Origin of the sequence: Cellulomonas hominis (genome assembly GCF_901521055.1) — a bacterium.
GTDB lineage: Bacteria > Actinomycetota > Actinomycetes > Actinomycetales > Cellulomonadaceae > Cellulomonas > Cellulomonas endometrii.
This window is the reverse complement of the sequence record NZ_CABEGA010000027.1, coordinates 14,740-39,128: the sequence shown is the minus strand read 5'-3', so window position 1 is coordinate 39,128 and position 24,389 is coordinate 14,740. Positions and strand designations below refer to the sequence as shown.

Sequence of the window (24,389 nt, the reverse complement as noted above, 5' to 3'; positions counted from 1 at the left end):
TCTCTCCTCCGGTCAGACGAGCAGGTCGAGGCCGCCGGCGGTGGCCGGCGAGCGGGTGGCGTGGGAGTCGTGGGGGCCGGCGGTGCCGGCGAGGCCGGTGCCGCCCGGTTGCGGGGCCGCGGGGCGTGCGGCCCCGGCGAGGCCGCGGCGGTCGGCGCTGCCGCCGGGGGTGCCGGAGCCGTCCGCGCCGTCCGCACCGAGGCTGACGTCGGACGACAGGCCGGTCGCGGCGAGGTCCCGGCGCAGGTCGGGCAGCGACTGCCGCAGCGCGTCGCGGGCCGCGTCGGTGGCACCGACCAGCTCGACCCGCACGGCGTCCGCCGAGATGTGCGCGACGACGCGGACCGGGCCGAAGTGCTCCGGGTCCACGTGCAGCGTCAGCACGTGCTGGCCGTTGCCCGCGGCGCGCAGGGCCGGCAGCTGCTCCCCCAGCTTGGTCGCGAGCTGGTCCGACAGCGCCGGCGTGCCCGCCTGCGCGGCCGCGGCCACGCGGTGCTGGACCGTGCCGACCTGCAGCGCGCCGGCCGGGGCCGTCGGCGTGGGAGCCGGCGCGGGGGCGGCGTCCGTGGTCGCCGCCGGGGCGGCGGCGTCGGGGGACGCCGTGCCCTGCTCGGCCGAGGACGCGGCGGACGGCACGGCGGGCGTCGCCGCGACCGGAGCGGTCGCGGCGGCCGGGGCGGTGGGCCCGGTGGCGGCTGCCGGCGTGGCCGCGCCGTCGGCCGCGGCGGGCTGCGCCGGGGCAACGGGAGCCGCCGGCGTCGTCGTCGCGAGGCCCGGGGAGGTGGCGGTCGAGGCGGCCGTGGCCGGCGTCCCGGTCGCGGCACCGGCCGGGGCGACACCCCCGGTCGCCACCTGGGACGAGGCGTCCGTGGCGGTCGGGGCGGCCGTGGCGGCCTGTGCGGTCTGGGCGGCGAGCGCGGCGGCGGCCAGCGTCGCGGCGGCCGTGGCCGAGGCCGCCTGGGTCGCCGCGACCTGGGCCGAGGCGTCGGCTGCCGGGGCGACGTCGGTCGCGGGGGCTGCGTCGGCCGCCGGGGCGGGGACCGGCACCGCGACCGGAGCGGTCGGGGCGACGACCGGAGCCGCGGCACCGGCGGCCGGGTCGGTCGCGGCGGCGTCGGCCTGCGCGGCCGTCGCGTCCGCGGCGCCCTCGGGGGTGCCCGTGGCGTCGGCGGGGCGGTCGGCGGCGTGGTCGGCGCGGTCGGTGCCGTGGGCCCGGTCGGTGCCGTGCGCCCGGTCCGTGCCGTGCGTCCGGTCGGAGCCGTGGGTGCGGTCCGTGCCCGGTCGGTCGGCGCGGTCGGCCCGGTCCGTCCGGTGGCGCTCGACGGCGCCCCGGTCGGCGACGGGCCGGTCGGCGGGGCGCTGCGGCGCCCGCTCGGGCTGCTGCGGGGCAGCGGCCAGCGCGCCCTGCAGGACGGCGTCGAAGCCGCTCGCGCCGGAGCGGGCGGGGCCGCCGGTGCCGGACGCGCTCGTGCTCGGGCGGGCCGGCACGGCGGACAGCGTGGTGGTGGTCACGAGGCGGCTCCCCAGAGGGACGAGGTGGACAGCGAGGACAGGGCGGACCCGCCGGAGGCGGACCCGGTGAGCAGCGCGAGGGCGTTCTGCCCGGCGGCCGTGGAGGCGAGCGCACCGGACAGCCCGGTGGTCGCGGAGACGGTGGTGGCCGCGGCGGTGGCGCCGGCCTGCGGGAGGATCCGCCGGATGGTCGTGGGCTCCGCGTACACGTCGCGGATCGTCACGGCCTTGCCGGGCTTCGGGGCGTCGATCATCTGGCCGCCACCGACGTAGATGCCGATGTGCTTGCCGCCGCCGAGGACCACGAGGTCGCCCGGGAGGGCCTGGTCGAGCGACGGCACCTCGGTGCCGATCGTCGCCTGGTCGCGGGCCACGCGCGGCACGCCGGTGACGCCCAGGTCGGCGAGCGCGCGCTGCACGAGGCCGGAGCAGTCGAGGCCGCCCTCGGCGAGCGACTCGCCGCCCCACACGTACGGGGTGCCCAGGTACTTCTTCGCGGACGCGACCAGGTCCTGGCCGGTGACGCCCGAGCCGGGGGCGATGGAGCACGACTCGTCGAGGGCGGTGCCCGCGCCGGAGGCCTGGGCGAGCGCGGCGGCGAAGGTGGCGTCCGTGGCGGGCGTGGTGGGCGTGGCGGGCACTGCCGAGGCCGGCCTGCCCGACGCGGCGGTCGCGGTCGACGCGGTGACGGTCACCGGGGTGACGATCTGCCGGATCTCGGAGATGCGCGCCTGCACGGCGGTGATCGGGTTGCTCACCGGTCCCCCTCCCCCGGCGTGCGGACGGCGGCGCGGCGGCCGGCGACCTCGTCGAGCACGATCTGCTCGGCGCGCTGCTCCTCCACGCGGACGACGGCCTCGTGCTTCTCCTCGAGCGTCTCGAGGGTCCGGGTCCTGGTGCGGGCGGCCGACCACTCGGCGTTCGCGGCGTCGACGGCGTCCTGGGTGACGCTGACGCGGGCGCGCTGGTCGACCAGCAGCGCGGACAGCGCCATGCGGCTGGCGACGACGGCGCGCATGCCGAGCACGTCCATGTCGACGGGGAACTCGGCGTCCCCGAGCATCGACTCGGTGGCGCGGCGGCGGGCGACGGCGGCGTCCCGGACGCTGCTGGCACCGGCGAGGCGGGCGGCGGCCTGCTCCTCGGCGAGCGAGCGCAGGCGGAGCAGCCCCGCGAGGCGGAAGGCGCGGCTCACGGCAGGTCTCCCATCGCGGCGACGAGGGCGGCGAGCCGCCCCCAGGACTCGTTCGAGGGCGCGCGCTCGTCCATGCCCTGGCGCAGGAACGCGTCGATCGCCGCGCCGTGCGTGACGGCGGCGTCGACCAGCGGGTTCGAGCCGGCGACGTACGCGCCGACGTCGAGCAGGTCCTGCGCCTGCCGGCGGGCCGCCATGACGCGGCGCAGCCGGGTGGCGAGCTGCTTCTGCTCGGGGCCGATGACCCGCGACGCGACGCGGGAGATGGACGCGAGGGCGTCGACGGACGGGAAGTGCCCGGCGACCGCGAGGGACCGCTCCAGCACGACGTGGCCGTCGAGGATGGACCGGGCGGCGTCGGCGATCGGCTCGTTGTGGTCGTCGCCGTCCACCAGCACCGTGTACAGGCCGGTGACGGACCCGGTGGCCGCGGTGCCGGCGCGCTCCAGGAGCTGCGCGAGCAGGGCGAAGGTGCTCGGCGGGTACCCGCGGGTGGCGGGCGGTTCGCCGACGGACAGGCCGATCTCGCGCTGCGCCATGGCGACGCGGGTCAGGGAGTCCATCATCAGCACGACGTCGTCGCCCTGGTCGCGGAACGACTCGGCGATCCGGGTGGCGACGAACGCGGAGCGCAGCCGGACCAGCGGGGGCTCGTCGGACGTGGCCACGACGACCACGCTGCGGGCCAGGCCCTCGGGGCCCAGGTCGTCCTCCAGGAACTCCCGGACCTCGCGGCCGCGCTCGCCGACCAGGGCGATGACGGACACCTGGGCGTCCGTGCCACGGGCGATCATCGACAGCAGGCTGGACTTGCCGACGCCGGAGCCGGCGAACAGGCCGAGGCGCTGGCCGCGGCCGGCGGTGACGAGGGTGTCGAGCACGCGCACGCCGAGGTCGAGGGGCTGGGCGACGCGGGCGCGGGCCAGCGGGTGCGGCGCGTGGCCGGTGACCTCCGCGCTGCGGACCCCGACCAGGGGGCCGCGGCCGTCGATGGGCCGGCCGAGGCCGTCGAGCACCCGGCCGAGCAGGCCCGGTCCGACGGGGGCGGTGAGCGCGGTGCCGCGCGGGCGGACCCGCATGCCGGCGCGCAGGCCGTGGGTGGGGCCGAGCGGCATGGCCTGGGCGGTGCCGCGGCCGGTCGCCACGACCTCCGCGGGGACCTCGTCGGCGTCGGTCTCGATGGTCACGAGCTCGCCGACGGCCGCGCCGGTGCCGGCGACCTCGACCGTCAGGCCGACCACGCCGCGCACGGTGCCGACGCGCTCGGGGCGCGCGGCGGTCAGGGCGGCGCCCCAGGCCGGGGTGCCGAGCGCGGGCGCGGGCGCCGTCGTCGCGGTGCGACCGGAGGGCTCGACGGCCCCGCCGCGCGGGGTGGGCAGCACGGTGCCCGTGGTGGCGGTCACGCGATCACGTCCGCCGATGCGGGCACAGCCGGCACAGCCGGCACGGCGAGCGCGGCGCGGGCGCGGTCGAGCGCCCCGCCGATCCGCGCGTCCAGGTAGCCCTCGGGGAACTCGCCCACGGCGTCGCCGGGGGTCAGGGCCGGGTCGGCCACCAGGTCGACGCCGGTGAGGTCGGGCAGCCCGCCGAGCGGGTCGCCCGCGCCGGCCCCGGGCGCGGCCAGTGCCGTCCGGACGGCCGCGAGGTCGCGGGGGTGCAGGCGCACGGTGTGCACCTCGCGGGCCGGGTCCTGCTCGCGCAGGCGGCGCAGGGCGGCCCGGGCGGCGGTCGGCGCGTCGGACAGCTCGGTGCCGAGCACGGCCGCGGCCAGCTCGAGCGCCGCGGCGTGCAGGGTCGCCTCCGCCGCCGCGAGCACCGGGGCGCTGCGGTCGGCGGCGGCGCGGGCGGCGGCCGCCAGCACCGCGAGGGCGTCGGCGTGCTCGGCGGCGCGGCGGGCGTCCGCCTCGGCGCGCTCGCGCTGGACGCGGACGGCCTCGGCCTCGGCGGCGCGGGCCGCCTCGCGGGCACCCGCGGCGTAGCCGGCCGCGTACCCGGCGGCGTAGCCCTCCGCGCGGACCGACGTCTCGGCGGTCCCGCGGGTGCTCGCGTACGCCTGGGTGAAGGAGCGGGTGTCAGGAGACATACTCGTCCTCGCCCTCGCGCCGGATCACGATCTGACCGGACTCCTCCAGGCGGCGGATCGCCTGGACGATGCCGGCGCGCGACTCCTCCACCTGCGAGAGGCGGACCGGGCCGAGCAGCTCGATCTCCTCCTCCAGGTTCTCGCGGGCACGCTCGGAGAGGTTGCGCAGGATCTTGTCCCGCACCTCCGGCGCGACGCCCTTGAGCGCGACCGACAGCTCGTTGGTCTCCACGGCCCGCAGCACCAGCTGCATCGCGCGGTCCTCGAGCAGGACGATGTCGCCGAACACGAACATGCGGCTGCGGACCTCGTCGGCCAGCGCCTCGTCCCGGGCCTGCAGGCCCTCGAGGATGAGCTTCTCGGTGGTCGGGTCGGCGCGGTTGATGATCTCGACCAGGGGGTCGACGCCACCGACGGCGGACAGCTCGTTCGGGGTCAGCACCGTGGAGGCCTTGCGCTGCATCGACTCGGCGATGACCGCGACGACGTCCGGCGAGGCGCGCTCCATGAGCGCGATCCGGTGCGCGACCTCCGACTGCTGGTCCGGCGGCAGGCCCGCCAGGATCGCGGAGGCGTGCTCGGGCCGCAGGTGCGCGAGCACCAGGGCCACGGCCTGCGGGTGCTCGCCGTTCAGCAGCGACAGCACCTGGCGGGCGTCGGCGTGCTGCAGGAACTCGAACGGCTGGCCGGCCATCGAGGTCTGCAGGCGCTCGATCATGCCCGCGGCCTCGTCGCGGCCCAGCGCGCCCTCGAGCAGCTGGGTGGCGTAGCCGAGCCCGCCGCCCACGCCCGGGCCGATCGCCGACGCGGCGTAGAACTCCTCGACGACCTCGTCCGCGACCGTCTGGTCGACGCGCTCGAGGCGCATGATCTCGGCGGTCAGCTCCTCGATCTCGGCGACCTCGAGCTGGGACATGACCTTCGCGGCCCGCTCCCGGCCGAGCTGCAGCAGCAGCATGGCGGCCTTCTGGGTCCCGGTCAGCATCGCGGTGGCCATCAGCGCCGTCCGGCGGGGGTCAGCCAGCCGCGCAGGAGGTCCGCGACCTCTTCGGGCTGCTCGTCGGCCAGCGCGGCGATCTCGGCGCGCTTGACGGCGAGCGACTCCTGCACGGGGTCGATCTCGGCCGGGCCGGGCAGCGCCGGCGGGATCTCCGGCAGGTCCTCGAGCTCGGGGGCCTCGTCGGGGCCGTCCATGAGCGGCAGCTCGCCGATGTCGAGCGCCTCGCGCTTGCTGCGTCGCGAGCGGCGGGCCAGCACGATGCCGACGACGATCGCGATCAGGAGCAGCGCCCCGGCGATCACGGCCTGCCGGAGCAGGGACGCGCGCTCGGCGGCGGCAGCCTGGGCGTCGGCGGCGGCGAGCGCCTCCGCGGCGGCGTCCGCACCGGTGGTGTCGAACGGCATGGCCTGCACCGCGATGGTGTCGCCGCGGGCCGCGTCGATGCCCGCGGCGGCGGTCAGGGTCGCGCTGAGCTGGGTCAGGTCGACGCCGGCGGCCGCGGTGGTGTCCACCAGGACGGCCAGCGACTGCTTCTGCACCGTGCCCGGGGCGACCGTGGTGACCTCGGTGACCTTGTTGACCGCGTTGTTCACGTCCTCCGTGGCCTTCGAGTACGTCCCGGTGCCGTCGCCCTCCCCGGTGGGGACCGCGATGTTGTCCGGGCCGAGCACGCCGGTGGCGGTGCCGGAGCCCGCGCCGGTGTAGTCCTCCGTGGTGGTGGACGAGGCGAGCGGCGGCACGCCCTCCGCGGCGGTGAACTCCTCGGAGGTGCGCTGCGTCTGGTCCTGGTTGAGGGCCGCGGTCACGGTGACGGCGGAGTTGCCCGGGCCGACGACCTGGTCCAGCAGGGCCTGCACCGCGCCGGTGACGCGCTGCTCGTAGGCGGACGTCGCCTCGTCGCCGGTGCCGCCGGTGAGGCCGGTCCCGACCTCGGACAGCACCTTGCCGGTGGAGTCGACGACCGCGACGTCGGTGGCCTTCATGCCCTCGATGCCCGCGGACACGAGGTGCACGACCGCCTCGACCTGGTCGGTCGTGAGCTCCGTGCCGGTGCGGGTGCGGATGAACACCGACGCGGTCGGGTCCTGCTGCTCCGAGACGAACACCGTCTCCTCCGGCAGGGCGAGCTTGACCGTCGCGGCCTCCACACCCTCCATCGCGCCGATGGTCTTGGCGAGCTCGCCCTCCAGCGCACGCTGGTAGGTCGTCTGCTGCTGGAACTCGCTGGACGTCATCGACATGCCGTCGAGCAGCGAGTAGCCGTCGCCCTCGGCGTTGGCCGGCAGGCCCGCCGCGGCGAGCTTGAGGCGCATCGCGTAGAGCTGGTCCTGCGGGACGAGGACCGTGCTGCCGCCGTCGGCGATCTCGTAGGCGACGCCCTCCGCGGAGAGCTGGTCGACCACGGCGGACGCGTCGGTCGCGGACAGGCCGGAGAACAGCGGGCTGAGCGTGGGCTTGCTGGCCCACGAGTACACGGCGAACGCACCGAGGGCGATCGCGGCGACGGCGATGAGCGCGAAGGTCTTCTGCGGCAGCGAGAACTGCTTGACCGCGCCGCTCATGCGGCCGAACAGGGACTTCACCTGGGCGGGCATCAGGCCTGCATCCTCATGATCTCGGTGAACGCGTCGACGGCCTTGTTGCGCACGGCGGCGGTGAGCTCGAGGGCGAGCTTCGCCTCGGACGACGCGACCGTGTAGTCGTGCACGTCGTCGAGGTCGCCGGTGACGGCCTGGACCGCGAGCGCGTTGCTCGTGGACTGGAGCTGCTGCACGTGGTCGACCGCGCCGAGGGCCGCGGCGAAGCCGCCGTCGCCGGCGCCGGTCGTCGCGGAGGCACCGGCGCCGGAGACGCCCTGCAGCTCCGCGAGCTCGGACAGGTAGGAGGTGGGGCTGACGCCGGAGACGCCGCCGACGGGCTGGATGCTCATGAGCTGCGTCCGATCTGCAGGGCCGCCTCGTAGGACGACTTCGCCCGGTCGACCACCGCGGCGTTCGCCTGGTAGCCGCGCTGGGCCATGATCAGCTGGGTCATCTGGCTGGCCATGTCGACGTCGGGGTACCGGACGTACCCGTCCTCGTCGGCCAGCGGGTTGGTGGGCTCGTACACCAGGCGGCCCTCGGCGGAGCCCAGCGCGATGCCGGACACCTGGGCGCCGCCGCCGCTCTCGGAGGGGATCTCGCTCGCGATGACCGACTTCGCCTGGTAGGCGTCCTCGGCGGTCGAGCGGACGGTGTTGAGGTTGGCGAGGTTGTCCGAGACCGCGTCGATCCACTTGCGGTACACGGTCATGCCGGTGCTGGCGATGCCGATCGCCCCGAACGTCGTCATCAGTTGGTCCTCATCGCGGAACGGACGCTGGAGAAGGTGCCGTCGACCGCCTGGGTCGCGAGCTGGTAGCGCAGGTTGGTGTCGACGTTGAGCAGCGTCTCCTCGTCGAGGTTGACGTTGTTGCCGTCGAGGCGGGTGGGTTCGAGGGACCGCGCGACGGTGGCGGAGGTGGCGCCGGTGCCACCGTCGACCGCACGCGCGAGCGCGTCCTCGAAGGCCACCTTCTTGGCGTGGTAGCCGGGAGTCTGGATGTTCGCCACGTTCTCGGCGATCGCGCGCTGGCGCAGGGCCAGGCCGTCGAGCGCGCTGTTCAGCGCGACATAGCTCACGGAGTCGAACATGCCCATGGCAGGGTCACCCTCACCGAGGTTGGTCCTGAGTCGGCCCGTCCATGGCCTGCTGCTCGAGCGATCCGTGCTCAGACCTCCCATCGGCGCCGAGCCCCGCTCGATGAGGCGCCGGGAGGGGTTTCTTTTCCCGTCACCCGCGTGGCGGACGCGTTTCGATGAGGAATGTCCGAGTTTGCCGAGGAATGTCTCGGCGCCCGTCGGGTGCTAGCACCCAGCGCGGGCGGGTGGGTCAGCCCTCGACGTCGAGGTAGACCGGGGCGGCGGCGGCGCGGGTGCGCAGGCCGTCGGAGGTGCGCAGGCGGCGGCGGTGCTCGCCCAGCTGCTCGGCGGTGCGGCGGACCAGGTCGCGCTGGCGCTCGACCAGCGCGGCGGCGCGCGGCGCGAGGGTCACGGGCAGGGGGCCGAGCCCGCGCGGGGTGGTCCACGGCTCGGTGAGGGCGACGGCGACCTCGGGCTCGGCGGAGCGCGCGACGCGCAGCAGGTCCTCGGCGTGGTCCGCGACGCGCTCCATCTCGGCGAGCGCGTGCACCCACGCGGCCTCGCGCGCGGTGCGGGCGTCCCGCTCGCGAGGGCCGTCGTGCTCGGGGTGGGCGGCGGCCTCCGGGTGGGCGTCGGCGTCGAGGGCGGCGCGCTCGGTCGTCGCGACGGCGGCGACCGCGGGCGCGCTAGCCGACACCGAGCACCCCGGCTCCCGCACCCAGCTCCTCGGAGGCGGGGGCGGCCCGCGGCGTCGGGACGTCCTGGGCGACGACCGTCGCGGCCTCCCGCCACGTCGCGGCGAGCGGCGTGACGACCGCGCGGCAGGCGGCGGCGCGGTCGGCGTCCCCGGCCAGGCCGGCGCCGATCATCTCCGACAGCAGGTAGGTGTAGATCGACAGCAGCCGGTCGCCGCCGTCCCACTCGTCGACGTCGAGGTTGACGATGAGCTCCGCCACGATCTCCTGCGCGTGCGCGAGCTGCTGGGTGCCCTCGGCTCGCGAGCCCGCCCGCAGCGCGACCTCGGCCCGCTCCAGGTCGAGCAGCAGCCGGTCGTACAGCATGGTGAGGAGCTTCGCGGGGCCGGCGGTGGCGACCGCGTCGGCGAGGTACCGGGTACGGACGTCGTACACGACGGTCCTCCCTTCCGTTCGGGCGGTGGGTCAGCTCGACGCGTTGGCGTTGAGCTGGGCGAGCTGCTGGGACAGGAAGTTGGAGGTCGACTGCATCTGCGACATCGAGACCTCCATCGCCGTGTAGGTGCGCACCAGCGACGCGCGCCGGGTGGCGAGGCGGTCGTCCCAGTCGGCGATCCGGTCGGCGAGGTCGCTGACCTCGCCCTCGTAGGACTTGATCTGAGTCGACAGCGTGCCCTTGGTGGGCTCCGACGCCGACGTGGCCGCGGTCTCGAGCGCGCCCGCGACCGCCTGCACGATCTTCTGGGTGCGGACCGGGTCCTCGTTGTAGGAGGTGGTGAAGGCGGCCTCGTCGAACGTGAAGGTGCCGTCCTTGCCCAGGACGATGCCGACCGAGGCGGGCGACCGGCCGTCGACCTCCAGCGAGCCGGCGGCCAGGACGTTCTGCTGGAGCACGCGGATCGCCGTGTTGCCCGACAGCAGGCCGGCCTTGAGGATCGAGCCGCCGTCCGCCGCGGTCCCGGTGGTGGACTTCGTGCGGTCGGCGATGTCGCCGAGCACCGCGGTCAGGTTGGACACCAGGTTCGACGCGAGCTTGCTCATCGAGCCGGCGCTGCGGGCCACCGTCACGGTGACCTCCTCGGTGCCCTCCTTGCTGACCGTCAGGTCGACGCCCGTGAGCAGGCCCTTGAAGGAGTTGCTCGACGAGGTGACCTCGGTCTTGCCCGGCGTGCCCGGCCACAGCGTGACCTTCGCGTCCGCGGCGGCGCGCAGCTGCTGCCCCGTCAGCGTGGTGCCGTCGTTCGGGTTGGTCGCCGTCAGGGTGAAGCCGTTGTCGACGCCCGTGGCGGAGCCGGTGAGCTGGAGCCGGTAGACCGGCTCGGCGGCGGTGCCGACGTTGACGGCCGAGGCGGAGACGCCGGTGCCCTCGGCGTTGAAGGCGGCGACGACGTCGCCGATGTGCGTGCTGGTGGCGACGATCGTCTTCGTCTCGCCGCCGACGGTCAGGGAGAACGAGGGCTTCTCCGACGTGTACGACGTCGGGAGCGTGTAGAGCGTCGACTGGGACGCGGCCAGCTTGTCGACGGTCAGCGTGAGGGAGGACGGCGTCGCGTCCTTCGACGTCACGGCGGTGACGGCGGTCGAGGACGCCGTCGCGGTGGTGGTCTGCCAGGACTCGGCCTTGAGGGCCGCGGTCGAGGCGGTGCCGAGGGAGGCGACCTTGGTGTTCAGCGACTGCAGCGCGGTGACGATCGACTGCAGGCCGGTGCGCTTGGACGCCAGCAGCTTCTGCTGGTTGCCCTCGACGGCCAGGAGCTGGTCGATGATCTCCGAGGTCTTCATGCCGCTGATCAGGCCGTCGATCCCGATGCTGCTCGCCATGCTGGTGCGGTCCTCCCCGGTGGAACGGTGCTCGTGCGCGGCGGTGCCGGCACGCGACAGGCGGTGGGTGGACGGTCGTCCACCCACCGCCTGTCAGGGTCGTGCGGTGCCCCTCGCCGTCACCGGAGAGGGGCGTCAGCTCACTGGAGGAGCTGGAGAACGCTCTGCGGCAGGTTCTTGGCCTGGGCGAGCATCGCCGTACCGGCCTGCGACAGGATCGAGGCGCGGGTGTAGCTGACCATCTCGGACGCCATGTCGGTGTCGCGGATGCGGCTCTCGGACGCGGTCAGGTTCTCCACCGCGACGTTGAGGTTGTTGATGGTGTGGTCGAAGCGGTTCTGGACCGCACCGAGGCCGGAACGGACCGACGACACCGAGGTGATGGCGGCGTCGATCAGGTCGATGGCCTCGTCCGCACCGGAGGCCTGCTTGAAGCCGATCTCCGTGGCGGCGACCTCGGCGGCCGTGCCCGTGGTGGCGGCACCGGTCAGGGTGATGCCGGTCGCCGTGGCGGCGGCCGTGGCGGCACCCGCACCGAACTGGGCGGTCAGCGCGTTGTTCAGCGCGGTGACGGCACCGGCCGTGGTGGTGATGCCGGTGTAGTCGACCGACTTCAGGTCGAGGGACTTGGAGCCGATGGTGACGGTGCCGTTGAGGTCCTTGAACCCGTCGACGTTGTCACCGGTGAAGTCCACGGCCGCACCGAGGGTCTTGACGCCGGCGGTGCCGGACGCCGCGGCCGTGGTGTTGGCGACGGTCGTGGCGTTGGTCGCGATGGTCGTGACGTCGACGTTCGCGACGCCCAGGCCCACCGAGCCGAGGCCCTGGCCGTTGGCGGTGCTGATCTTGACCGCGATCTTGTCCTGCGCCGAGGTGTTGGCGCCGACCTGGAACGAGCCGTTGTACTGGCCGTCCAGCAGCTTCTTGCCGTTGAACTGCGTGGTGTCCGCGATGCGGGTGAGCTCGGTCTTGAGCTCGCCCAGCTCGTCCTGGATGTTGGACTTCGCGGTGTCGGACAGACCACCCTCGTTGGACGCCTGGACCGACAGCGTACGCATGCGCTGCAGGATCGAGTGCGTCTCGGTCAGGGCGCCTTCAGCGGTCTGCACGACCGAGATGCCGTCCTGGGCGTTGCGGACGGCCTGGGTGGTGCCGCCGATCTGGGCGCGCAGGCCCTCGGAGATCGCCAGGCCGGCAGCGTCGTCCGCCGCACGGTTGATGCGCAGACCGCTCGACAGCTTCTCGAGCGACTTGCCCAGGTCGTTCTGCGTGGCGGACAGGTTGCGGTACGCGTTGAGTGCCGCGATGTTCGTGTTGACGGAGAGCGCCATGGTTCTCTTCTTCCTTGAGTGGGGTACTCGTGGCCCATCCGTGGGCTCACCCTTGAGATTCGACCGGCAGCCGGCGCCTCTGAGGATTTCGCGCCGGTTCACCCGATAGGGGCAACCCGGGCGACTGGCAGGCCCGTGACCTGCACGGACGCGGTGCCTAGGCGGTGCCGGGGTGGTGCTGCGCGGGGCAGGAACGCCGCAGGCGCCGGCCGCGGTGTCGCGGTCCGGCGCCTGAGGCGGTGTGAACAGCCCTGGGTCGTACGGGTGGTGCGGGTCGTGCAGGCGGTCGGGCCGCGGCTCAGCCGGCCAGGGCGCGGGCGCCCGTGGTGCCGCCCTCGAACGGGGTCGGGACGACGCCCGCGGCCTCGACCTGGTGGCCGGCGGCCGACATCGCGGCGCGCGAGGCGACCGCGGCGAAGTACGTGCGGCGGCGGCGCTCGGCCACGCCGTCGGGGCGCTCCGCGACCGGCACCATCTGCGGGTCGAGGCTCGCGTTCAGGCCGTCGCGCATGAGGGCCAGGCCCTCGGTGCGCAGCTGGCTGATGCGGGACTGGGTGACGCCCAGCTCGTCGGCGAGCTCGGCGACGGTCCGGTCCTGGAGGAACAGGCCCTCGATGACGGAGCGCAGGCGGTCGGGCAGGGTCTCGACGGCCGCGCGCAGGTAGCGCAGGCGCTCGCCGATGAGGACGTTCTCCTCCGGGCCGGGGGCCTCGTCGCGGACCAGGTCGGCGACGGGGTGCACCGTGGCGTCCATCGAGAGCACGCGGCGCTCGGCGTCCTGGCGGGCCTGGTCGACGGCGGCGACGTCCGTGCCGAGCTCCTTGGCGAGCTCCTCGCGCGAGGGGGTGCGGCCGAGCGCGGCGGTGAGGCGGTCGCTCGCGGCCGACATCTCGCGGGCGCGGTGGCGGGCGCCGCGGGAGGCCCAGTCCATCGAGCGGAGCTCGTCGATCAGGGCGCCGCGGATGCGCAGCGCGGCGTAGCGGGCGAAGGGGACGCCGGTCTCGGGGTCGTACGAGCGGGAGGCGAGGACGAGGGCGAGGTGGCCGGCGGACACGAGGTCCTCCCGGACGACCGTGGCGGGGACCCGGGACAGGACCTCGCTGACGTGGTAGCCCACGAGGGGCATGTGCGCGACGACGAGCTCGTCGGTGACGGGGGTGGCGGCTGAGCTGTTCACGATCCGGTTTTCGGTCCGGTCTCAAAGGGCCTTGAGCCCGCAGTTCGATCTTTTCTGAGAAGCGATCTATGCGACTTCCTCGGCCATTTCGGACGTTACGGACCGGCAAATCGGACATGCGACCCCATAGCTCCGGACCGCCACGGACGGGTGTGACGCACGTCACACGAAGATCGCCCGATGTGTGTATCAGTCAGCCTCCTGCGCGGCCGCCGCGGCGCTCGGACGGGCGACCTGTCCGATTCGCCTCAGCATCGAGGCGGCGTGCCCGATAGGGAGGTCGAACCCGCCCGGCGACCTGCCGGAGCCGGTCCGGGTGACTGCATCGCGCCAGCGACGACAAAGGGGGCTTCCCGATGGCCTTGAGCCAGCTGTCCGACGTCCTGTGGACCGAGCGACGCCTGCTCGAGCTGCTGCTGTTCAAGCTGGAGGAGGAGCAGCTCGTGCTCACCAGCGGGCGCACCCGCTGGCTCGCCCACGCCACGCGGGAGGTCGAGACCGTGCTGGACCAGATCCGGGACGCCGAGCTCGGCCGGTCCGTCGAGGCCGACGCCCTGGCGATCGAGCTGGACCTGGAGCCGGGCGCGAGCCTGCGGACCCTCGCCGAGCACGCGCCGGCCCCCTGGGACGACCTGCTGCACGCGCACCGCGACGCCTTCGTGCAGCTCACCACCGAGATCGCGCAGCTCGCCGACGGCAACCGCGAGCTGCTCGCCATGTCGCACCGGGCCACGCAGGAGACCCTCATGTCCCTGCAGCAGTCCGTGCAGACCTACGACCCGCAGGGTCACACCGCCACCGAGGCCGACCGCAGCGCACAGCTGCTCGACCGGTCGTTCTGACGGCCGACCACCGCGAGGAAGAGAACCTGTGAGCACCTTCTCCGGACTGGGCACCGCCCTCAGCTCCCTGATCGCCCAGCGCCAGGCGCTCGAGGTGTCGGGCCAGAACGTGTCCAACGCCAACACCGTGGGCTACACCCGCCAGCGCGCCGCCATGTCGTCCCTGCCCGCCGCCACCGTCCCGTCGATGTTCTCCAGCACCGACGGTGTCGGCCAGGGCGTCGCCGTGACCGGCTTCGAGCGGCTCGGCGACGTGTTCCTGGACGCCCGGCTCCGCAACGAGACCTCGGGCGCCTCGCGCCTCGCCGCGATCGCCGGCGAGTACAAGACGCTCGAGGCCACCATCGGCGAGCCCTCCAAGACCGGGTTCTCCAAGGACCTGACGGCGTTCTGGACCGCGTGGTCCGACGTCGCGAAGAAGCCGGAGTCCGAGGCGAGCCGCTCCGTCCTGCTCGAGAACGCCAAGGCCGTCGGCAACCGCATCGCGACGATGTACGAGGACACCGGCACCCAGTGGGCGCAGGCGCTCACCACCACGACGTCGCTCGTGACGCAGGTCAACACGACCGCCGCGAACGTCGCCGACCTGAACAACCGGATCCTGTCGATCACCAACGCGGGCGGGTCCGCCAACGAGCTGATGGACCAGCGGGACCTCCTCGTCACGCAGCTGTCCAGCCTGGTCGGGGCGTCCACCCGCACCAACGAGGACGGCACGCTCGACGTCATGGTCGCCGGCAACGCGCTGGTGTCCGGGTCGCAGGCCAACGAGCTCGCCGTCTCCCCCGGCAGCCCCGCGTCGTTCCAGGGCGCGGTCGACGGCGGCACCGTCTCGATCGTGTGGGCCCGCAGCGGCCACCCGGCCGGGCTCGAGGGCGGCCGCGTCGCCGGGCTGCTGACCACGCTCGCCCCGCCGGCGAGCGGCGGCATCCTGGCCGGCACGGGCGTCGCGCTCAACACGCTGGCGACGAGCATCGCGACGCAGGTCAACGCGATCCACACCAGCGCGTACACCATCGACGGCTACGGCACCGGCACCACCGGCGGCGCCTTCTTCTCCCTCACCGCCGGCCAGCCCGCGGCGCTCGGCCTGGAGGTCGCGATCACCGACCCCGCCGACGTCGCGGTCGCCGCCGCGGGCAAGGGCGCGTACGACGGCAGCGTCGGCACGACCATGGCGAACCTCGCGAACGCGGTCGGCAGCCCGGACTCCCAGTGGTCCGCCTTCGTGGTCGACCTCGGCGTCAAGTCCGCCAGCGCCTCCTCGCGCGCCACGGTCGCCGAGGCCGCGCGGTCCACCGCCGCGGCCGCGCAGCTCTCGCAGACCAGCGTCGACACCGACGAGGAGACCGTGAACATGCTCGCCTACCAGCGCGCGTACGAGGGCGCAGCCCGCGTCCTGACCGCCATCGACGAGATGCTGGACACGCTGATCAACCGGACGGGGGTGGTGGGCCGATGAGCACGATCGGACGCGTCACGCACTTCACGGTGCGCAGCTCGACGCTCGAGAACCTGCAGAACAACCTCGGCAGGATGTCGAACCTGCAGGCGCAGATGTCGTCGGGCCAGAAGATCAACCTGGCGTCGGACGACCCGGCGGCCACCGCCGACGTCCTGCGGCTGCAGGGCGAGCAGCGCGTGCTCGACCAGTACTCCCGCAACGCCGACGACGGCGAGGCCTGGCTCACCACGGTCGACAGCGCCCTGCAGTCCTCGCTGGCCTCGGTCCGCAAGGCCCGCCAGCTCACGATCAACGGCGGCGACGGGGCGCTCGGGGACACCTCGCGCCTCGCGCTCGCCCAGGAGATCGAGGGCATCCGTGACGCCCTCCTCTCCCAGGCCAACACCACGTACCTCGGCCGTCCGGTGTTCGCCGGCACGTCCGCCGGCCCGGCGTTCTCGGACGCCGCCGGCGGCTACGCCTTCAACGGCGTCGCCGCGGGGTCCGTGGACCGCACGGTCGCCAGCGGCACCACCATCCGCGTCGACTCCACCGGTTCCGCCGTCTACGGCGCCGGTGACGACTCGATCTTCGCCGTGCTCGACGGCATCGCCACGACGCTGCGCGCCGGCGGGGACCCGACGGACCAGCTCGACGCCATCGACGGGCACGTGGACGCGATGCTCGCCGAGGTCTCGTCCATCGGTGCCCGGCAGAACCAGGTCGACGCGGCCCAGGGCCTCATCACCGAGAACCAGCTGACGTCCAAGACCCGCCTCTCGGCGATCCAGGACGTCGACCTCGCGCAGATCATCCTCGACCTCGGGTCGCAGGAGGTCGCGTACAAGGGCGCCCTGAGCGCCGCCGCCAAGGTGCTGCAGCCGACCCTCCTGGACTTCCTCTCATGACGATTCAGCTCGACGCTCCCCGCGAGCGCACCCACCTGCCCGAGCACCTGCACCTCGCCTCGCCCATGCCGGGCCTGGCCGGGTACGAGGACTTCACGCTCACCCCCCTGGACGACGCCGGCGTGCTGTACGCGCTGCGCTCCGAGCCCGACGGCGCCCGCCCCGTGCGGCTGTTCGTCATCGACCCGGAGGCGTTCTTCCCCGACTACGACCCGTCGATCGACTCCGGCGTGCTGGACGCGATCGGCACCGACCCGGCGCACGCCGTGCGCCTGGTCGTCGTGCGCCCCGCGGACGGCGGCGACCCGCCGACCGCGAACCTGCTGGCCCCCCTGGTCCTCGACCCGGCGAGCGGCGCGGCCGTCCAGACCGTCCTGACGGAGGACTGGCCGCTGCGCGCCCCGCTCGGCCGGGCCGCCTGACCGACGAGGAGACCCCCGCCATGACCTCCACCCTGGGTGCCGACGCCGAGCCGGCCCGCCCGGCCGCACCGGCCGCACCGCGCGCCGCCCTGCCCATCGGCGGCGGCGAGACGACCGTGCTGCGCCAGCCGGTCGTGCACCCGGACCGCTCCGTGTACGGGTACGCCGTGCGGGTGCAGGTCAGCGGACCCACGGGGGCACCCCTGCCGGACGAGGCGGCGGAGCCCGCCGTCGAGACCGCCTACCGGCGCCTCGACCTCACCGGGCTGGCCGGGGACAAGCCGGTGCTGCTGCGCGCCACGGCCGGGCTGCTCGCGGGCACCACGGCGGTCTGGTACGACGCCGAGCGGCTCATGCTGGAGATCACGCCGGCGCTCGCCCGGCGGTCCGACATCGACACGCTCGTCGAGGCAGCGGCCGGCCGCGGCCTGCGCCTGGCCCTCGCGGACTACGACGGCTCCCTGCCGCAGGAGCGGCTGCTCGGACGGGTCTCCGTCGTCAAGATCGACCTGCGCCGGGCGCCCGACCACTGCGCCGAGCTCGTCGCCCGCGCGCACGCCGGCGGGGCCACCGTGGTCGCGGAGCACGCCGACACCGCCGCGTACGTCGAGCTCGGGCAGCAGCTCGACGCCGACCTGCTCCAGGGCCCGATGTTCCACCGGGACCCCACCCCCGTCCGCCGCACGTTCTCCGCCGGCGAGGTGCAGTGCCTCGAGCTGCTGCGCGTCCTGTCCGAGGAGCCCGTCAGCCAGCAGGACGTCGTGCGCACCGTCGCCTCCGACCCCGAGCTGTCCATGCGCGTGCTGCACCTGGTCAACTCCTCGGCGTTCGGCCTGCGGCGGGAGATCGACTCCGTGCTCCAGGCCGTCGTGCTCGTCGGGCCGCGCCAGCTGCACGCCCTCGCGATCGCGTCCCTGATCGACGCCCGGCCCACCTCGGTGGCCTCGCTCTGGTCGATCCTGACGCGCGCCCAGACCTGCCACACCCTCGCGGGCAACGACGCCGGGTACACGGTCGGGCTGCTGTCCGCCGTCGCCGCGCAGCAGGGCATCGACCTCACCGAGCTCGTGTCCCGCACCGGCGTCTCCGAGCAGCTCTCCGGGGCCCTCCTGCGCCACGAGGGACCGCTCGGGCACGTGCTCGCCGCGGTGCTCGCGCACGAGGAGAACGACACCGACGCCGTGCAGGCCACCGGCCTGGAGCCGTGGGACGTCGCGCACGCGTACCTCGCCGCCGTGCCGTCGGCGCTGGGGACCGCGACCGCGCTCGCGTTCGGGGACTGACCCGCTCTCCCGGGGCCGGGGCCCCTCGGCCGGGGCCTAGGCTGGGCGGGTGCCGTCGTTCATCCAGCTCGCCCTGCGCCCGGAGCGCCGCAAGCCCGCACCCGACCCCGTGCCGGTGAGCATGCGGCCGGTGTTCCTGGTCGGGATCGCGGCCTGGCTGGTGGCGCTCGTGGTCGCGGTCGTGCTCTGGCTCACCGGCGCCGTCGGCCCGAGCGGCGTCCTGACGTGCACGGTGGGTGCCGCGCTCGGCGCGGTGGGGCTCGCGTGGACGGCCCGCCGCCCCGGCCGCTGACGCGCTGAGTCCGCTGAGCCCGCTGGGTCCGCTGAGCCCGCTGGGTCCGCTGAGCCGCTGGGTCCGCTGACCCGCTGCGCCCGCTGACTGACCCGCTAGGGCGCGGTCGTCCGCTCGGCCCGCGCCTCCTCCGCCCGCGCCGCCTCCGCCCGCGCAGCGGCCGCCCGGGCGCGCGTGCCCTGCGTCGCGTGCTCGGACCACCGCGGCACCCAGACGGCCAGGGCCCCCGCGGCGAGCAGCCCGGCGGCGCCCATCGTCACGATCCCGGCCGCGAGGCTCCCGGCCGCCGCCACCGCGGACACGACCAGCGGCCCCGCCGCGGCGCCGGAGTCCTGGAAGACCCGCCACACGCCGAGGAACCGCGCCCGCCCCTGCGCGGGCGCGACGTCGGCGCCGAGGGTCATGAGGATCCCCGACCCGATGCCGTTGCCGAACCCCATGAGCATCGCGACGACAGCGAGGCCGCCGAGCGTCGACGCCAGCGGCAGGACGGCGATGGCCGTGCCGAGCACCAGCATCGACGGGACCGCGACCCACAGCCGCCCGCGCCGGTCCATCAGCCGGCCCGCCGGGTAGAACAGCAGCATGTCGACGGCGCCCGAGATGCCGAAGACGACGCTCGTCGTCGCGGGTGCGAAGCCCAGGTGCTCGGACCAGAGCGGCAGCACCACCTGGCGGGTCGCCCGGACGGCCCCGACGAGCACGACGGCCACCCCGAGGGTCGCGAGCAGCCGGCGGTACCGGCGGACCAGGTCGGTGGTCGACACGGGCGCCGGGTCCCGGGGCGCGGCCCGCGGGTCGTCCACGTCCTGGGCGATCCCGACGACCGCACCCGCGGCGACGGTGGTCCCCACGGCCAACCAGAAGACCGACCGCAGGTCCCCGACGTGCAGCACGGCGGCGCCGAGGAACGGGCCGAGGAACACGCCGATCCGTGACACCCCGCCGAGCGTCGACAGCGCCCGCGCGCGGTTCACGACCGGCACGACCTCCGTGAGGTACGCCTGCCGCGCCAGGTGGAACACCGCGGACGCGGCGCCCATGACGAGCACGCCCACCGACAGGACCGGCAGCGTCGGCGCGAGCGCGCAGGCAGTCAGCGCGACGCACGCGACGGCGGCCGCGACGAGCATCGCCCGGCGGTCCCCGACGCGGGCGGCGAGGGCTCCCGCGGGGACGTCGCCGAGGATCTGCCCGACGCCCACGAGGGCGACCACCAGGGCGGCCTGGTCCAGCCCCGCACCCAGGCCCGCGGCCACCAGCGCCACCACCGGGGTGACGGCCCCGAGGCCCGTCTCGTACAGGAGCGCGGGCAGGTAGGCGGAGGTGAGCAGGGACCGGGTCATCGCCCGTCCATGATGCCCCCGGCGTCGGCGACCTGCTCCACGACCAGCTCCGCTGCCCGCGACGGCTCCACGAGCGCCAGCTCCACCGCGTGCCGCAGCCGCCACGCGCCCGCCGCCTGCGCGAGCCCGCGCGCCAGACCCGCGAGGTGGGTGGCGTGCACGGTGGCGCCGGGGCCGCTGCCCTCCACCCACCAGTCGACCGGCACGCCGTCGACCCGCAGCTGCTCGTGCTCGACCCACGTGCCGGGGGCGTCCGGCACCAGGGCGCGCGCGGCGGGCGGCGTCTCGGCGAGGCTCCCGGCGTCGTCGCCCTCGTCCTCGTCGACGCGCCCCGCGGCGAGCTCCCCGGCCAGCGGCAGCCCCAGCGCCTCCGCGAGGTCCTCGGCGTCGACCGGCCCGGAGACGGGGACCATCGCGGCGACGTCGGTGCGCTGCCACCACATCGGGCCGGGCGCGACCGCGGCGTCCTCGGCGTGCACGAGCGCGACCCGGTCGGGGGCGACCAGCGCGGGCAGCACGTCGAGGTCGGCCGGGCCGTCCGCGTCCGGCCCGGCGAGCGCGGCCCACGCCGACCACACGGCCGCGGCGAGGGGGACGTCCACGGGCGCGCCGACCGGGGCGGCGGCACGGAGCAGCCGGTTCCAGCCGTCCGCGGGCACGTCGGCGAGCCGGCGCACCCCGCCGAGCGCCGCCTGGACGACGGGGTCGGTCCCGGCGACCTCGGGCGGCGCGGCGGGCAGCAGCCGGCGCACGGCGGGCTCCGCGTCCGCGGCGGCGAAGGGCGCCCCGAGGCCGATCCCGGCGCGGTGCCGGATCCACCACGCGGTGTACCCGGGCGCCGTCCCGCCGGCGCCCGTGCCGCCCGCGAACGTCCCGCCCGCACCCGTCCCGGCGGCGCCGCCGGCCCCCGCGGCGCGCACCGGTTCCAGCAGCGCCCGCCGCAGGGCCCCCGGGCTCGCGAGCCGGGCCAGGACGTCGGGCCACGCGCCGGGCTCGACCGCGTCCAGGTCGGCGACGGCGAGCACCTCCGCGAGCGTCTCCCCCTGCCCGAGGGCCCCCGCGACCTCGGCGAGGTAGTCGTCCCAGCCGTCCAGGGACTCCGTGACGAGGTCCGCGTCGTCGTCCGCCCCGGCGAACCGGAGGTCGTCGGTGCCGGCGACGACGTCGGTCAGCACGAGGGGGACGAGGTCCGCCCGCACGCCGACGGCGACGAGCACGTCGGTGCCCCACCGCTCGACGGCCGCGGCCTCGACCGGGGCCAGCACCCGCGGGTCCAGCAGCCGCTCGGCGGGCGAGCCCGGCAGGACCAGGCCGTGGGCGGGCGTCGGCTCGCCGTCGGCGGCCCGGAGCGTGAGCAGCCCCAGCAGCGCGCGCCCCGGCGGCACGGGTGCGTCGGGGTCCCGCGGCGCCGCGGTCCCGTCGGCGACGGCCGCGCGCACGAGGGTCAGCACCGCGTCGCTGACCTGCTCGGCGAGGTCGACGTCGTCCTCGTCCGCCTGGTCGAGCACGGCCTGCCGGACCCCGGGGTGCGCGAGCAGGGCGGCGGGGTCGGCCGGTGCCGCGCCGAGGCGCTCGAGCACCTCGTGCGCCGCCGCCGGGTGCACCAGGCGGACGCCCCACCGGCCCAGGGTCGCGAGCGCCGCGGCGACCGGCCCCTCCGCGTCGAGGGCGCCGGCGACGGGGAGCAGCAGCCCCCGGGCGCCGCGGACCACCCGGCCGTCCGCCAGGGGCACCGGCAGCGCGGCGAGCGACTCGCGGACCAGCGGGTCGGCCACGGCGGGCGCGAGCGCCGCGTACAGCGCGCGCCAGCGCCCGGGCGGCAGACCGGACGCGGCCGGCAGCTCGTCGACCACGTCGGCGACCTCGCGCAGCTCCACGCCGAGCGCGCGGGCCGCCGGCAGGCCGCCCTCGGGCAGGACGACCAGTCCCGCGAACCACGGGGCGAGCGCGCGCGTGAGGTCGGCCGCCGCCGGCCCCTCGAGCGCGACGGCCCGCTGCGGCTCGACGAGCCCGCCCGCCGGGCCGACCTCCGGTCCCGCACCGCCCTCCAGGCCCGCTTCGCTCTCCGGCCCCGCGCCGCCCTCCGGCCCCGGCCCGCCCGCCGCGCCCGGGTCGGCCGGCACGAGCAGCGGGGTGCGGGACAGGTGCTCCACGAGCCGGCCGCGCAGCGCGGCGTCCACGTCGCTCGCCGGGAGGCCGCGCGGCACGAGCCGGAGCGCGTCCTCGCCGTCGGCCGCGCAGGAGGCGGCGAGCCGGCCGTAGAGGTCGCCCGCGATGTCGAGCAGGGCGTCCGTGGCACGGCCGCGCGCGACGTGGCGCCGGGTCGGGTCGAGCGGCAGGGTCGCGATCAGGAGCGCCGGGAGGTCCAGCGCGTCGTCGGTCGGGGTCGGCGCGTGCACGACCCGCTCCCAGCGGGGTCCCGCGGGCTCCGCGTCCCACGCGCCCCGCTCCGCCTCCGCCCGTGGCACCGCCCAGGTCACGCGCCAGCCGCGGCGGGACCGCTCCTCGACCGGCCGGTCGGCGAGCAGCGCGGGGTCGAGCTCTCCCGCGGCCGTCAGGCGACGCCACCGCCGGTCGACGTCGGCGACCCGGCGGCGGACGCCCGCGAGCTCGTCCTCGACGACCACCTCGGTGAGGCCGGGCAGGGCGAGCAGCAGCGCGTCACCGACCTCGGCCAGCATGCCGCGCACGGCGTCGACCGCGACGTCGTCCCGGAGCGTCAGCAGCACCGCGGTGTCGTAGCCCTCCGGCGGGCGGCCGGTGTGCTCGCGCGGCAGCCGCAGCGCAGGGAGCGACCCCTCCCGCCGGGCGACCTCGTCCGCGAGCCGGTCGGCGCCGGCCGACGCGAGCGCGAGGTCCCGGCGGGTCTCCGCGACGGAGAACCGCACGGCACCGCTCGTGGACAGGACCGCGACCTCGTCGGCGACGGCCCGCACGGCCGCGAACCCGACCCCGAACCGGCCGACGAGCCCCGGCCCGGGTCCCCCGACCCAGTCCCGGGACGACGACGCGCGCATCGCCGCGAGGGACGCGACCCCGGCCGCGTCGAGGGGCGCGCCGGTGTTCGCGGCCAGCAGGACGGCGGCACCGTCCGTCCCGTCGGTCCCGTCCGTCCCGTCGGTCCCGTCCGTCCCGTCGGTCCCGTCCGTCCCCGCGGTCAGCCGCAGCAGGAGGCGCCCCGGCACGCCGCCACGGACGGCGGCGTCCGCGGCGTTCTGGGCGAGCTCGACCACCACGCGGTCGCGGTAGTACCCGCGGGCGTGGTCCTCCTCGGTGTTGGCGTCCTCGCGGAGCCGCGCCGGGTCCGTGCGCCACGTCCCCAGCACCCGGTCGCGCAGCGCGCGGGTACCGAAGACGTCGGCGGTCACGGCTCCGGGTGCGACGCCGGCGGCTCGTCCCCGGCGGTGTCCCCGGGCGCGGAGCCGTCGGACGCGGTGTCATCGGACGCGGTGTCCTCGGCCGCGGTGTCCACCGCCGCGGCGTCGGTACCCGCGACGCTGACCTCCAGCTCGACGTCCACCGTCTCCACCGTCACGGTCTCGACGGTGGTCACGGCGTCGTCCGCGACCTCGGCCGGCTCCGGCTGCGCCGCGGCGACCGGCTCGACGGCGACCGCACCCCCGCCACGGACCAGCTCGGCCGTCGGCTCGACGACCAGCTCGGGCGCCACGGGCACCTCGGGCCAGTCGGTCGGCCGGGGCTCGACGTCGGTCTCGGAGTGCGCGCCGCAGCCGTGCTCCAGCGCGACGACCTTGCCGTCGTCGGGCGACCACTCGTTGGCGCACACGCCGAACACGGTGCCGAGCGGGCCCTGCAGCGGGATGAGGAACCCGCACGTGAGGCACGGCTCGGCGGAGGCGACGGCACCGGCGGTCGCGGGGCCCTGGCGGCCGCGGTACCACCGCTCGGCGGCCTCGCTGATCCCGACGGGCGACAGCACCCGGTTGCGGGCGAGCGCGAGCTCGTCGATGGCGACCTCGTCGAGCTCCGGGTCGCCGGTGGGCGTCCAGCCGGGCTCGAGGCGCGGGTCGTCGGGGCGGAACGGCAGCACGTCGCCGGGGCCGATGTCGCCGGGGCGCAGGCGCTCGTCCCACGGCACCCACGGCGGCGCGAGCACGGCGTCGTCGCCGGGCAGCAGCACGGCCTCGCACACGGTGGCCTTGCGGGCGCGCGGGGCGCGGGCCAGCGTGACGGTCCACACCCAGCCGCGGTAGCCCTTGGCGGTGCAGGCGAACCGGTGGGAGACGAGCCGGTCGGCGTCGACGGTGAAGCCGAGGTGCTCGCCGACGTCGGCGGGGTGCTCGGCGAGCTCGAGGGCGGCCTCGCGGGCGAGGTCGACGGCGCCGCCGAGCACGGCGTCCTGGATTGCGGCGGCCAT

The 24,389-nt window shown here is 75.8% G+C and carries 24 protein-coding genes; 6 read left to right on the top strand and 18 right to left on the bottom strand.

The features are described 5' to 3' along the window. Positions 1 to 12: 12 nt before the first annotated feature. The 15 genes from KJP73_RS07710 to KJP73_RS07640 all read right to left on the bottom strand — a co-directional run bounded on the left by KJP73_RS07710 (position 13) and on the right by KJP73_RS07640 (position 13,474). Complete coding sequence (locus KJP73_RS07710) at positions 13 to 1,512, bottom strand: flagellar hook-length control protein FliK (protein WP_213282214.1); 1,500 nt, start codon at positions 1,510 to 1,512, stop codon at positions 13 to 15. Then, on the bottom strand, positions 1,509 to 2,270 hold the full coding sequence (locus KJP73_RS07705; protein WP_249669199.1) for a C40 family peptidase: 762 nt from the start codon (positions 2,268 to 2,270) through the stop codon (positions 1,509 to 1,511). The genes KJP73_RS07710 and KJP73_RS07705 overlap by 4 nt, the downstream gene beginning before the upstream one ends. Then, complete coding sequence (locus KJP73_RS07700) at positions 2,267 to 2,707, bottom strand: flagellar export protein FliJ (RefSeq protein ID WP_213282213.1); 441 nt, start codon at positions 2,705 to 2,707, stop codon at positions 2,267 to 2,269. The genes KJP73_RS07705 and KJP73_RS07700 overlap by 4 nt, the downstream gene beginning before the upstream one ends. Further along, positions 2,704 to 3,990: a FliI/YscN family ATPase gene (locus KJP73_RS07695; RefSeq protein WP_249669206.1), complete on the bottom strand. Its 1,287-nt coding sequence runs from the start codon at positions 3,988 to 3,990 to the stop codon at positions 2,704 to 2,706. The genes KJP73_RS07700 and KJP73_RS07695 overlap by 4 nt, the downstream gene beginning before the upstream one ends. 116 nt (positions 3,991 to 4,106) lie before the next feature. Next, positions 4,107 to 4,790, bottom strand: coding sequence for a FliH/SctL family protein (locus tag KJP73_RS07690; protein ID WP_213282212.1), 684 nt, complete (start codon positions 4,788 to 4,790; stop codon positions 4,107 to 4,109). Beyond that, positions 4,780 to 5,787, bottom strand: coding sequence for a flagellar motor switch protein FliG (fliG, locus tag KJP73_RS07685; RefSeq protein ID WP_213282211.1), 1,008 nt, complete (start codon positions 5,785 to 5,787; stop codon positions 4,780 to 4,782). Before fliG ends, KJP73_RS07690 begins: the two co-directional genes overlap by 11 nt. Then, positions 5,787 to 7,385, bottom strand: coding sequence for a flagellar basal-body MS-ring/collar protein FliF (fliF, locus tag KJP73_RS07680; protein ID WP_213282210.1), 1,599 nt, complete (start codon positions 7,383 to 7,385; stop codon positions 5,787 to 5,789). The genes fliG and fliF overlap by 1 nt, the downstream gene beginning before the upstream one ends. Next, the gene (locus tag KJP73_RS07675) at positions 7,385 to 7,720 is read right to left on the bottom strand and encodes a flagellar hook-basal body complex protein FliE (protein WP_213282209.1); all 336 of its coding nucleotides are present in this window, start codon (positions 7,718 to 7,720) and stop codon (positions 7,385 to 7,387) included. The genes fliF and KJP73_RS07675 overlap by 1 nt, the downstream gene beginning before the upstream one ends. Further along, entirely contained in the window at positions 7,717 to 8,121 is a 405-nt protein-coding gene (flgC, locus tag KJP73_RS07670) for a flagellar basal body rod protein FlgC (RefSeq protein WP_213282208.1), read from the bottom strand. Before flgC ends, KJP73_RS07675 begins: the two co-directional genes overlap by 4 nt. Then, positions 8,121 to 8,462, bottom strand: coding sequence for a flagellar basal body rod protein FlgB (locus KJP73_RS07665; RefSeq protein WP_213282232.1), 342 nt, complete (start codon positions 8,460 to 8,462; stop codon positions 8,121 to 8,123). Before KJP73_RS07665 ends, flgC begins: the two co-directional genes overlap by 1 nt. A gap of 238 nt (positions 8,463 to 8,700) precedes the next feature. Further along, entirely contained in the window at positions 8,701 to 9,147 is a 447-nt protein-coding gene (locus KJP73_RS07660; RefSeq protein ID WP_213282207.1) for a hypothetical protein, read from the bottom strand. Further along, positions 9,137 to 9,580 (bottom strand): flagellar export chaperone FliS, encoded by a 444-nt coding sequence (fliS, locus tag KJP73_RS07655; RefSeq protein WP_213282206.1) that lies wholly within the window; start codon positions 9,578 to 9,580, stop codon positions 9,137 to 9,139. The genes KJP73_RS07660 and fliS overlap by 11 nt, the downstream gene beginning before the upstream one ends. Before the next feature lie 30 nt (positions 9,581 to 9,610). Then, positions 9,611 to 10,966, bottom strand: coding sequence for a flagellar filament capping protein FliD (gene fliD, locus KJP73_RS07650; RefSeq protein ID WP_213282205.1), 1,356 nt, complete (start codon positions 10,964 to 10,966; stop codon positions 9,611 to 9,613). Between the two features lie 140 nt (positions 10,967 to 11,106). Beyond that, positions 11,107 to 12,297, bottom strand: coding sequence for a flagellin (locus tag KJP73_RS07645; RefSeq protein ID WP_213282204.1), 1,191 nt, complete (start codon positions 12,295 to 12,297; stop codon positions 11,107 to 11,109). 298 nt (positions 12,298 to 12,595) lie between these two features. Next, positions 12,596 to 13,474 (bottom strand): sigma-70 family RNA polymerase sigma factor, encoded by an 879-nt coding sequence (locus KJP73_RS07640; protein WP_249669198.1) that lies wholly within the window; start codon positions 13,472 to 13,474, stop codon positions 12,596 to 12,598. Positions 13,475 to 13,830: 356 nt separating this feature from the next. On the opposite strand from KJP73_RS07640, the gene flgN reads away from it, so the two are divergent. Genes flgN through KJP73_RS07610 form a run of 6 tightly spaced genes read left to right on the top strand, consistent with a single transcriptional unit; the run spans position 13,831 to position 18,665 of the window. Continuing rightward, complete coding sequence (gene flgN, locus KJP73_RS07635) at positions 13,831 to 14,316, top strand: flagellar export chaperone FlgN (RefSeq protein WP_213282203.1); 486 nt, start codon at positions 13,831 to 13,833, stop codon at positions 14,314 to 14,316. 28 nt (positions 14,317 to 14,344) lie between these two features. Beyond that, positions 14,345 to 15,778 carry a flagellar hook-associated protein FlgK gene (gene flgK / locus KJP73_RS07630; protein ID WP_213282202.1) on the top strand — a complete coding sequence of 478 codons (1,434 nt, stop codon included), beginning with the start codon at positions 14,345 to 14,347 and terminating at the stop codon, positions 15,776 to 15,778. Then, entirely contained in the window at positions 15,775 to 16,668 is an 894-nt protein-coding gene (gene flgL / locus KJP73_RS07625; RefSeq protein ID WP_213282201.1) for a flagellar hook-associated protein FlgL, read from the top strand. Before flgK ends, flgL begins: the two co-directional genes overlap by 4 nt. Continuing rightward, positions 16,665 to 17,090, top strand: coding sequence for a flagellar assembly protein FliW (locus KJP73_RS07620; protein WP_213282200.1), 426 nt, complete (start codon positions 16,665 to 16,667; stop codon positions 17,088 to 17,090). Before flgL ends, KJP73_RS07620 begins: the two co-directional genes overlap by 4 nt. A 20-nt stretch (positions 17,091 to 17,110) precedes the next feature. Continuing rightward, positions 17,111 to 18,373 carry an EAL and HDOD domain-containing protein gene (locus KJP73_RS07615; RefSeq protein WP_213282199.1) on the top strand — a complete coding sequence of 421 codons (1,263 nt, stop codon included), beginning with the start codon at positions 17,111 to 17,113 and terminating at the stop codon, positions 18,371 to 18,373. A gap of 49 nt (positions 18,374 to 18,422) precedes the next feature. Then, positions 18,423 to 18,665 carry a DUF2530 domain-containing protein gene (locus KJP73_RS07610; RefSeq protein ID WP_249669197.1) on the top strand — a complete coding sequence of 81 codons (243 nt, stop codon included), beginning with the start codon at positions 18,423 to 18,425 and terminating at the stop codon, positions 18,663 to 18,665. 95 nt (positions 18,666 to 18,760) lie between these two features. Here KJP73_RS07610 and KJP73_RS07605 read toward each other — a convergent pair whose 3' ends face one another. From KJP73_RS07605 to KJP73_RS07595, 3 genes are read right to left on the bottom strand one after another with little or no spacing between them, the layout of a single operon-like run. Then, positions 18,761 to 20,011 (bottom strand): MFS transporter, encoded by a 1,251-nt coding sequence (locus tag KJP73_RS07605; protein ID WP_213282198.1) that lies wholly within the window; start codon positions 20,009 to 20,011, stop codon positions 18,761 to 18,763. Further along, positions 20,008 to 23,379 carry a sacsin N-terminal ATP-binding-like domain-containing protein gene (locus KJP73_RS07600; RefSeq protein WP_213282197.1) on the bottom strand — a complete coding sequence of 1,124 codons (3,372 nt, stop codon included), beginning with the start codon at positions 23,377 to 23,379 and terminating at the stop codon, positions 20,008 to 20,010. The genes KJP73_RS07605 and KJP73_RS07600 overlap by 4 nt, the downstream gene beginning before the upstream one ends. After that, a complete protein-coding gene (locus KJP73_RS07595; RefSeq protein ID WP_213282196.1) occupies positions 23,376 to 24,389 on the bottom strand; it encodes a DUF3027 domain-containing protein in 1,014 nt (337 codons plus the stop codon). Before KJP73_RS07595 ends, KJP73_RS07600 begins: the two co-directional genes overlap by 4 nt.

Excerpts from the sequence above, each read along its gene's own strand:
- KJP73_RS07690 (WP_213282212.1), bottom strand. The coding sequence starts at position 4,790 with ATGTCTCCTGACACCCGCTCCTTCACCCAGGCGTACGCGAGCACCCGC.
- fliG (WP_213282211.1), bottom strand. The coding sequence starts at position 5,787 with ATGGCCACCGCGATGCTGACCGGGACCCAGAAGGCCGCCATGCTGCTG.
- fliF (WP_213282210.1), bottom strand. The coding sequence starts at position 7,385 with ATGCCCGCCCAGGTGAAGTCCCTGTTCGGCCGCATGAGCGGCGCGGTC.
- KJP73_RS07675 (WP_213282209.1), bottom strand. The coding sequence starts at position 7,720 with ATGAGCATCCAGCCCGTCGGCGGCGTCTCCGGCGTCAGCCCCACCTCC.
- flgC (WP_213282208.1), bottom strand. The coding sequence starts at position 8,121 with ATGACGACGTTCGGGGCGATCGGCATCGCCAGCACCGGCATGACCGTG.
- KJP73_RS07665 (WP_213282232.1), bottom strand. The coding sequence starts at position 8,462 with ATGTTCGACTCCGTGAGCTATGTCGCGCTGAACAGCGCGCTCGACGGC.
- fliD (WP_213282205.1), bottom strand. The coding sequence starts at position 10,966 with ATGGCGAGCAGCATCGGGATCGACGGCCTGATCAGCGGCATGAAGACC.
- KJP73_RS07645 (WP_213282204.1), bottom strand. The coding sequence starts at position 12,297 with ATGGCGCTCTCCGTCAACACGAACATCGCGGCACTCAACGCGTACCGC.
- flgN (WP_213282203.1), top strand. The coding sequence starts at position 13,831 with ATGGCCTTGAGCCAGCTGTCCGACGTCCTGTGGACCGAGCGACGCCTG.
- flgL (WP_213282201.1), top strand. The coding sequence starts at position 15,775 with ATGAGCACGATCGGACGCGTCACGCACTTCACGGTGCGCAGCTCGACG.
- KJP73_RS07620 (WP_213282200.1), top strand. The coding sequence starts at position 16,665 with ATGACGATTCAGCTCGACGCTCCCCGCGAGCGCACCCACCTGCCCGAG.
- KJP73_RS07615 (WP_213282199.1), top strand. The coding sequence starts at position 17,111 with ATGACCTCCACCCTGGGTGCCGACGCCGAGCCGGCCCGCCCGGCCGCA.
- KJP73_RS07605 (WP_213282198.1), bottom strand. The coding sequence starts at position 20,011 with ATGACCCGGTCCCTGCTCACCTCCGCCTACCTGCCCGCGCTCCTGTAC.
- KJP73_RS07595 (WP_213282196.1), bottom strand. The coding sequence starts at position 24,389 with ATGGCCGCCGCAATCCAGGACGCCGTGCTCGGCGGCGCCGTCGACCTC.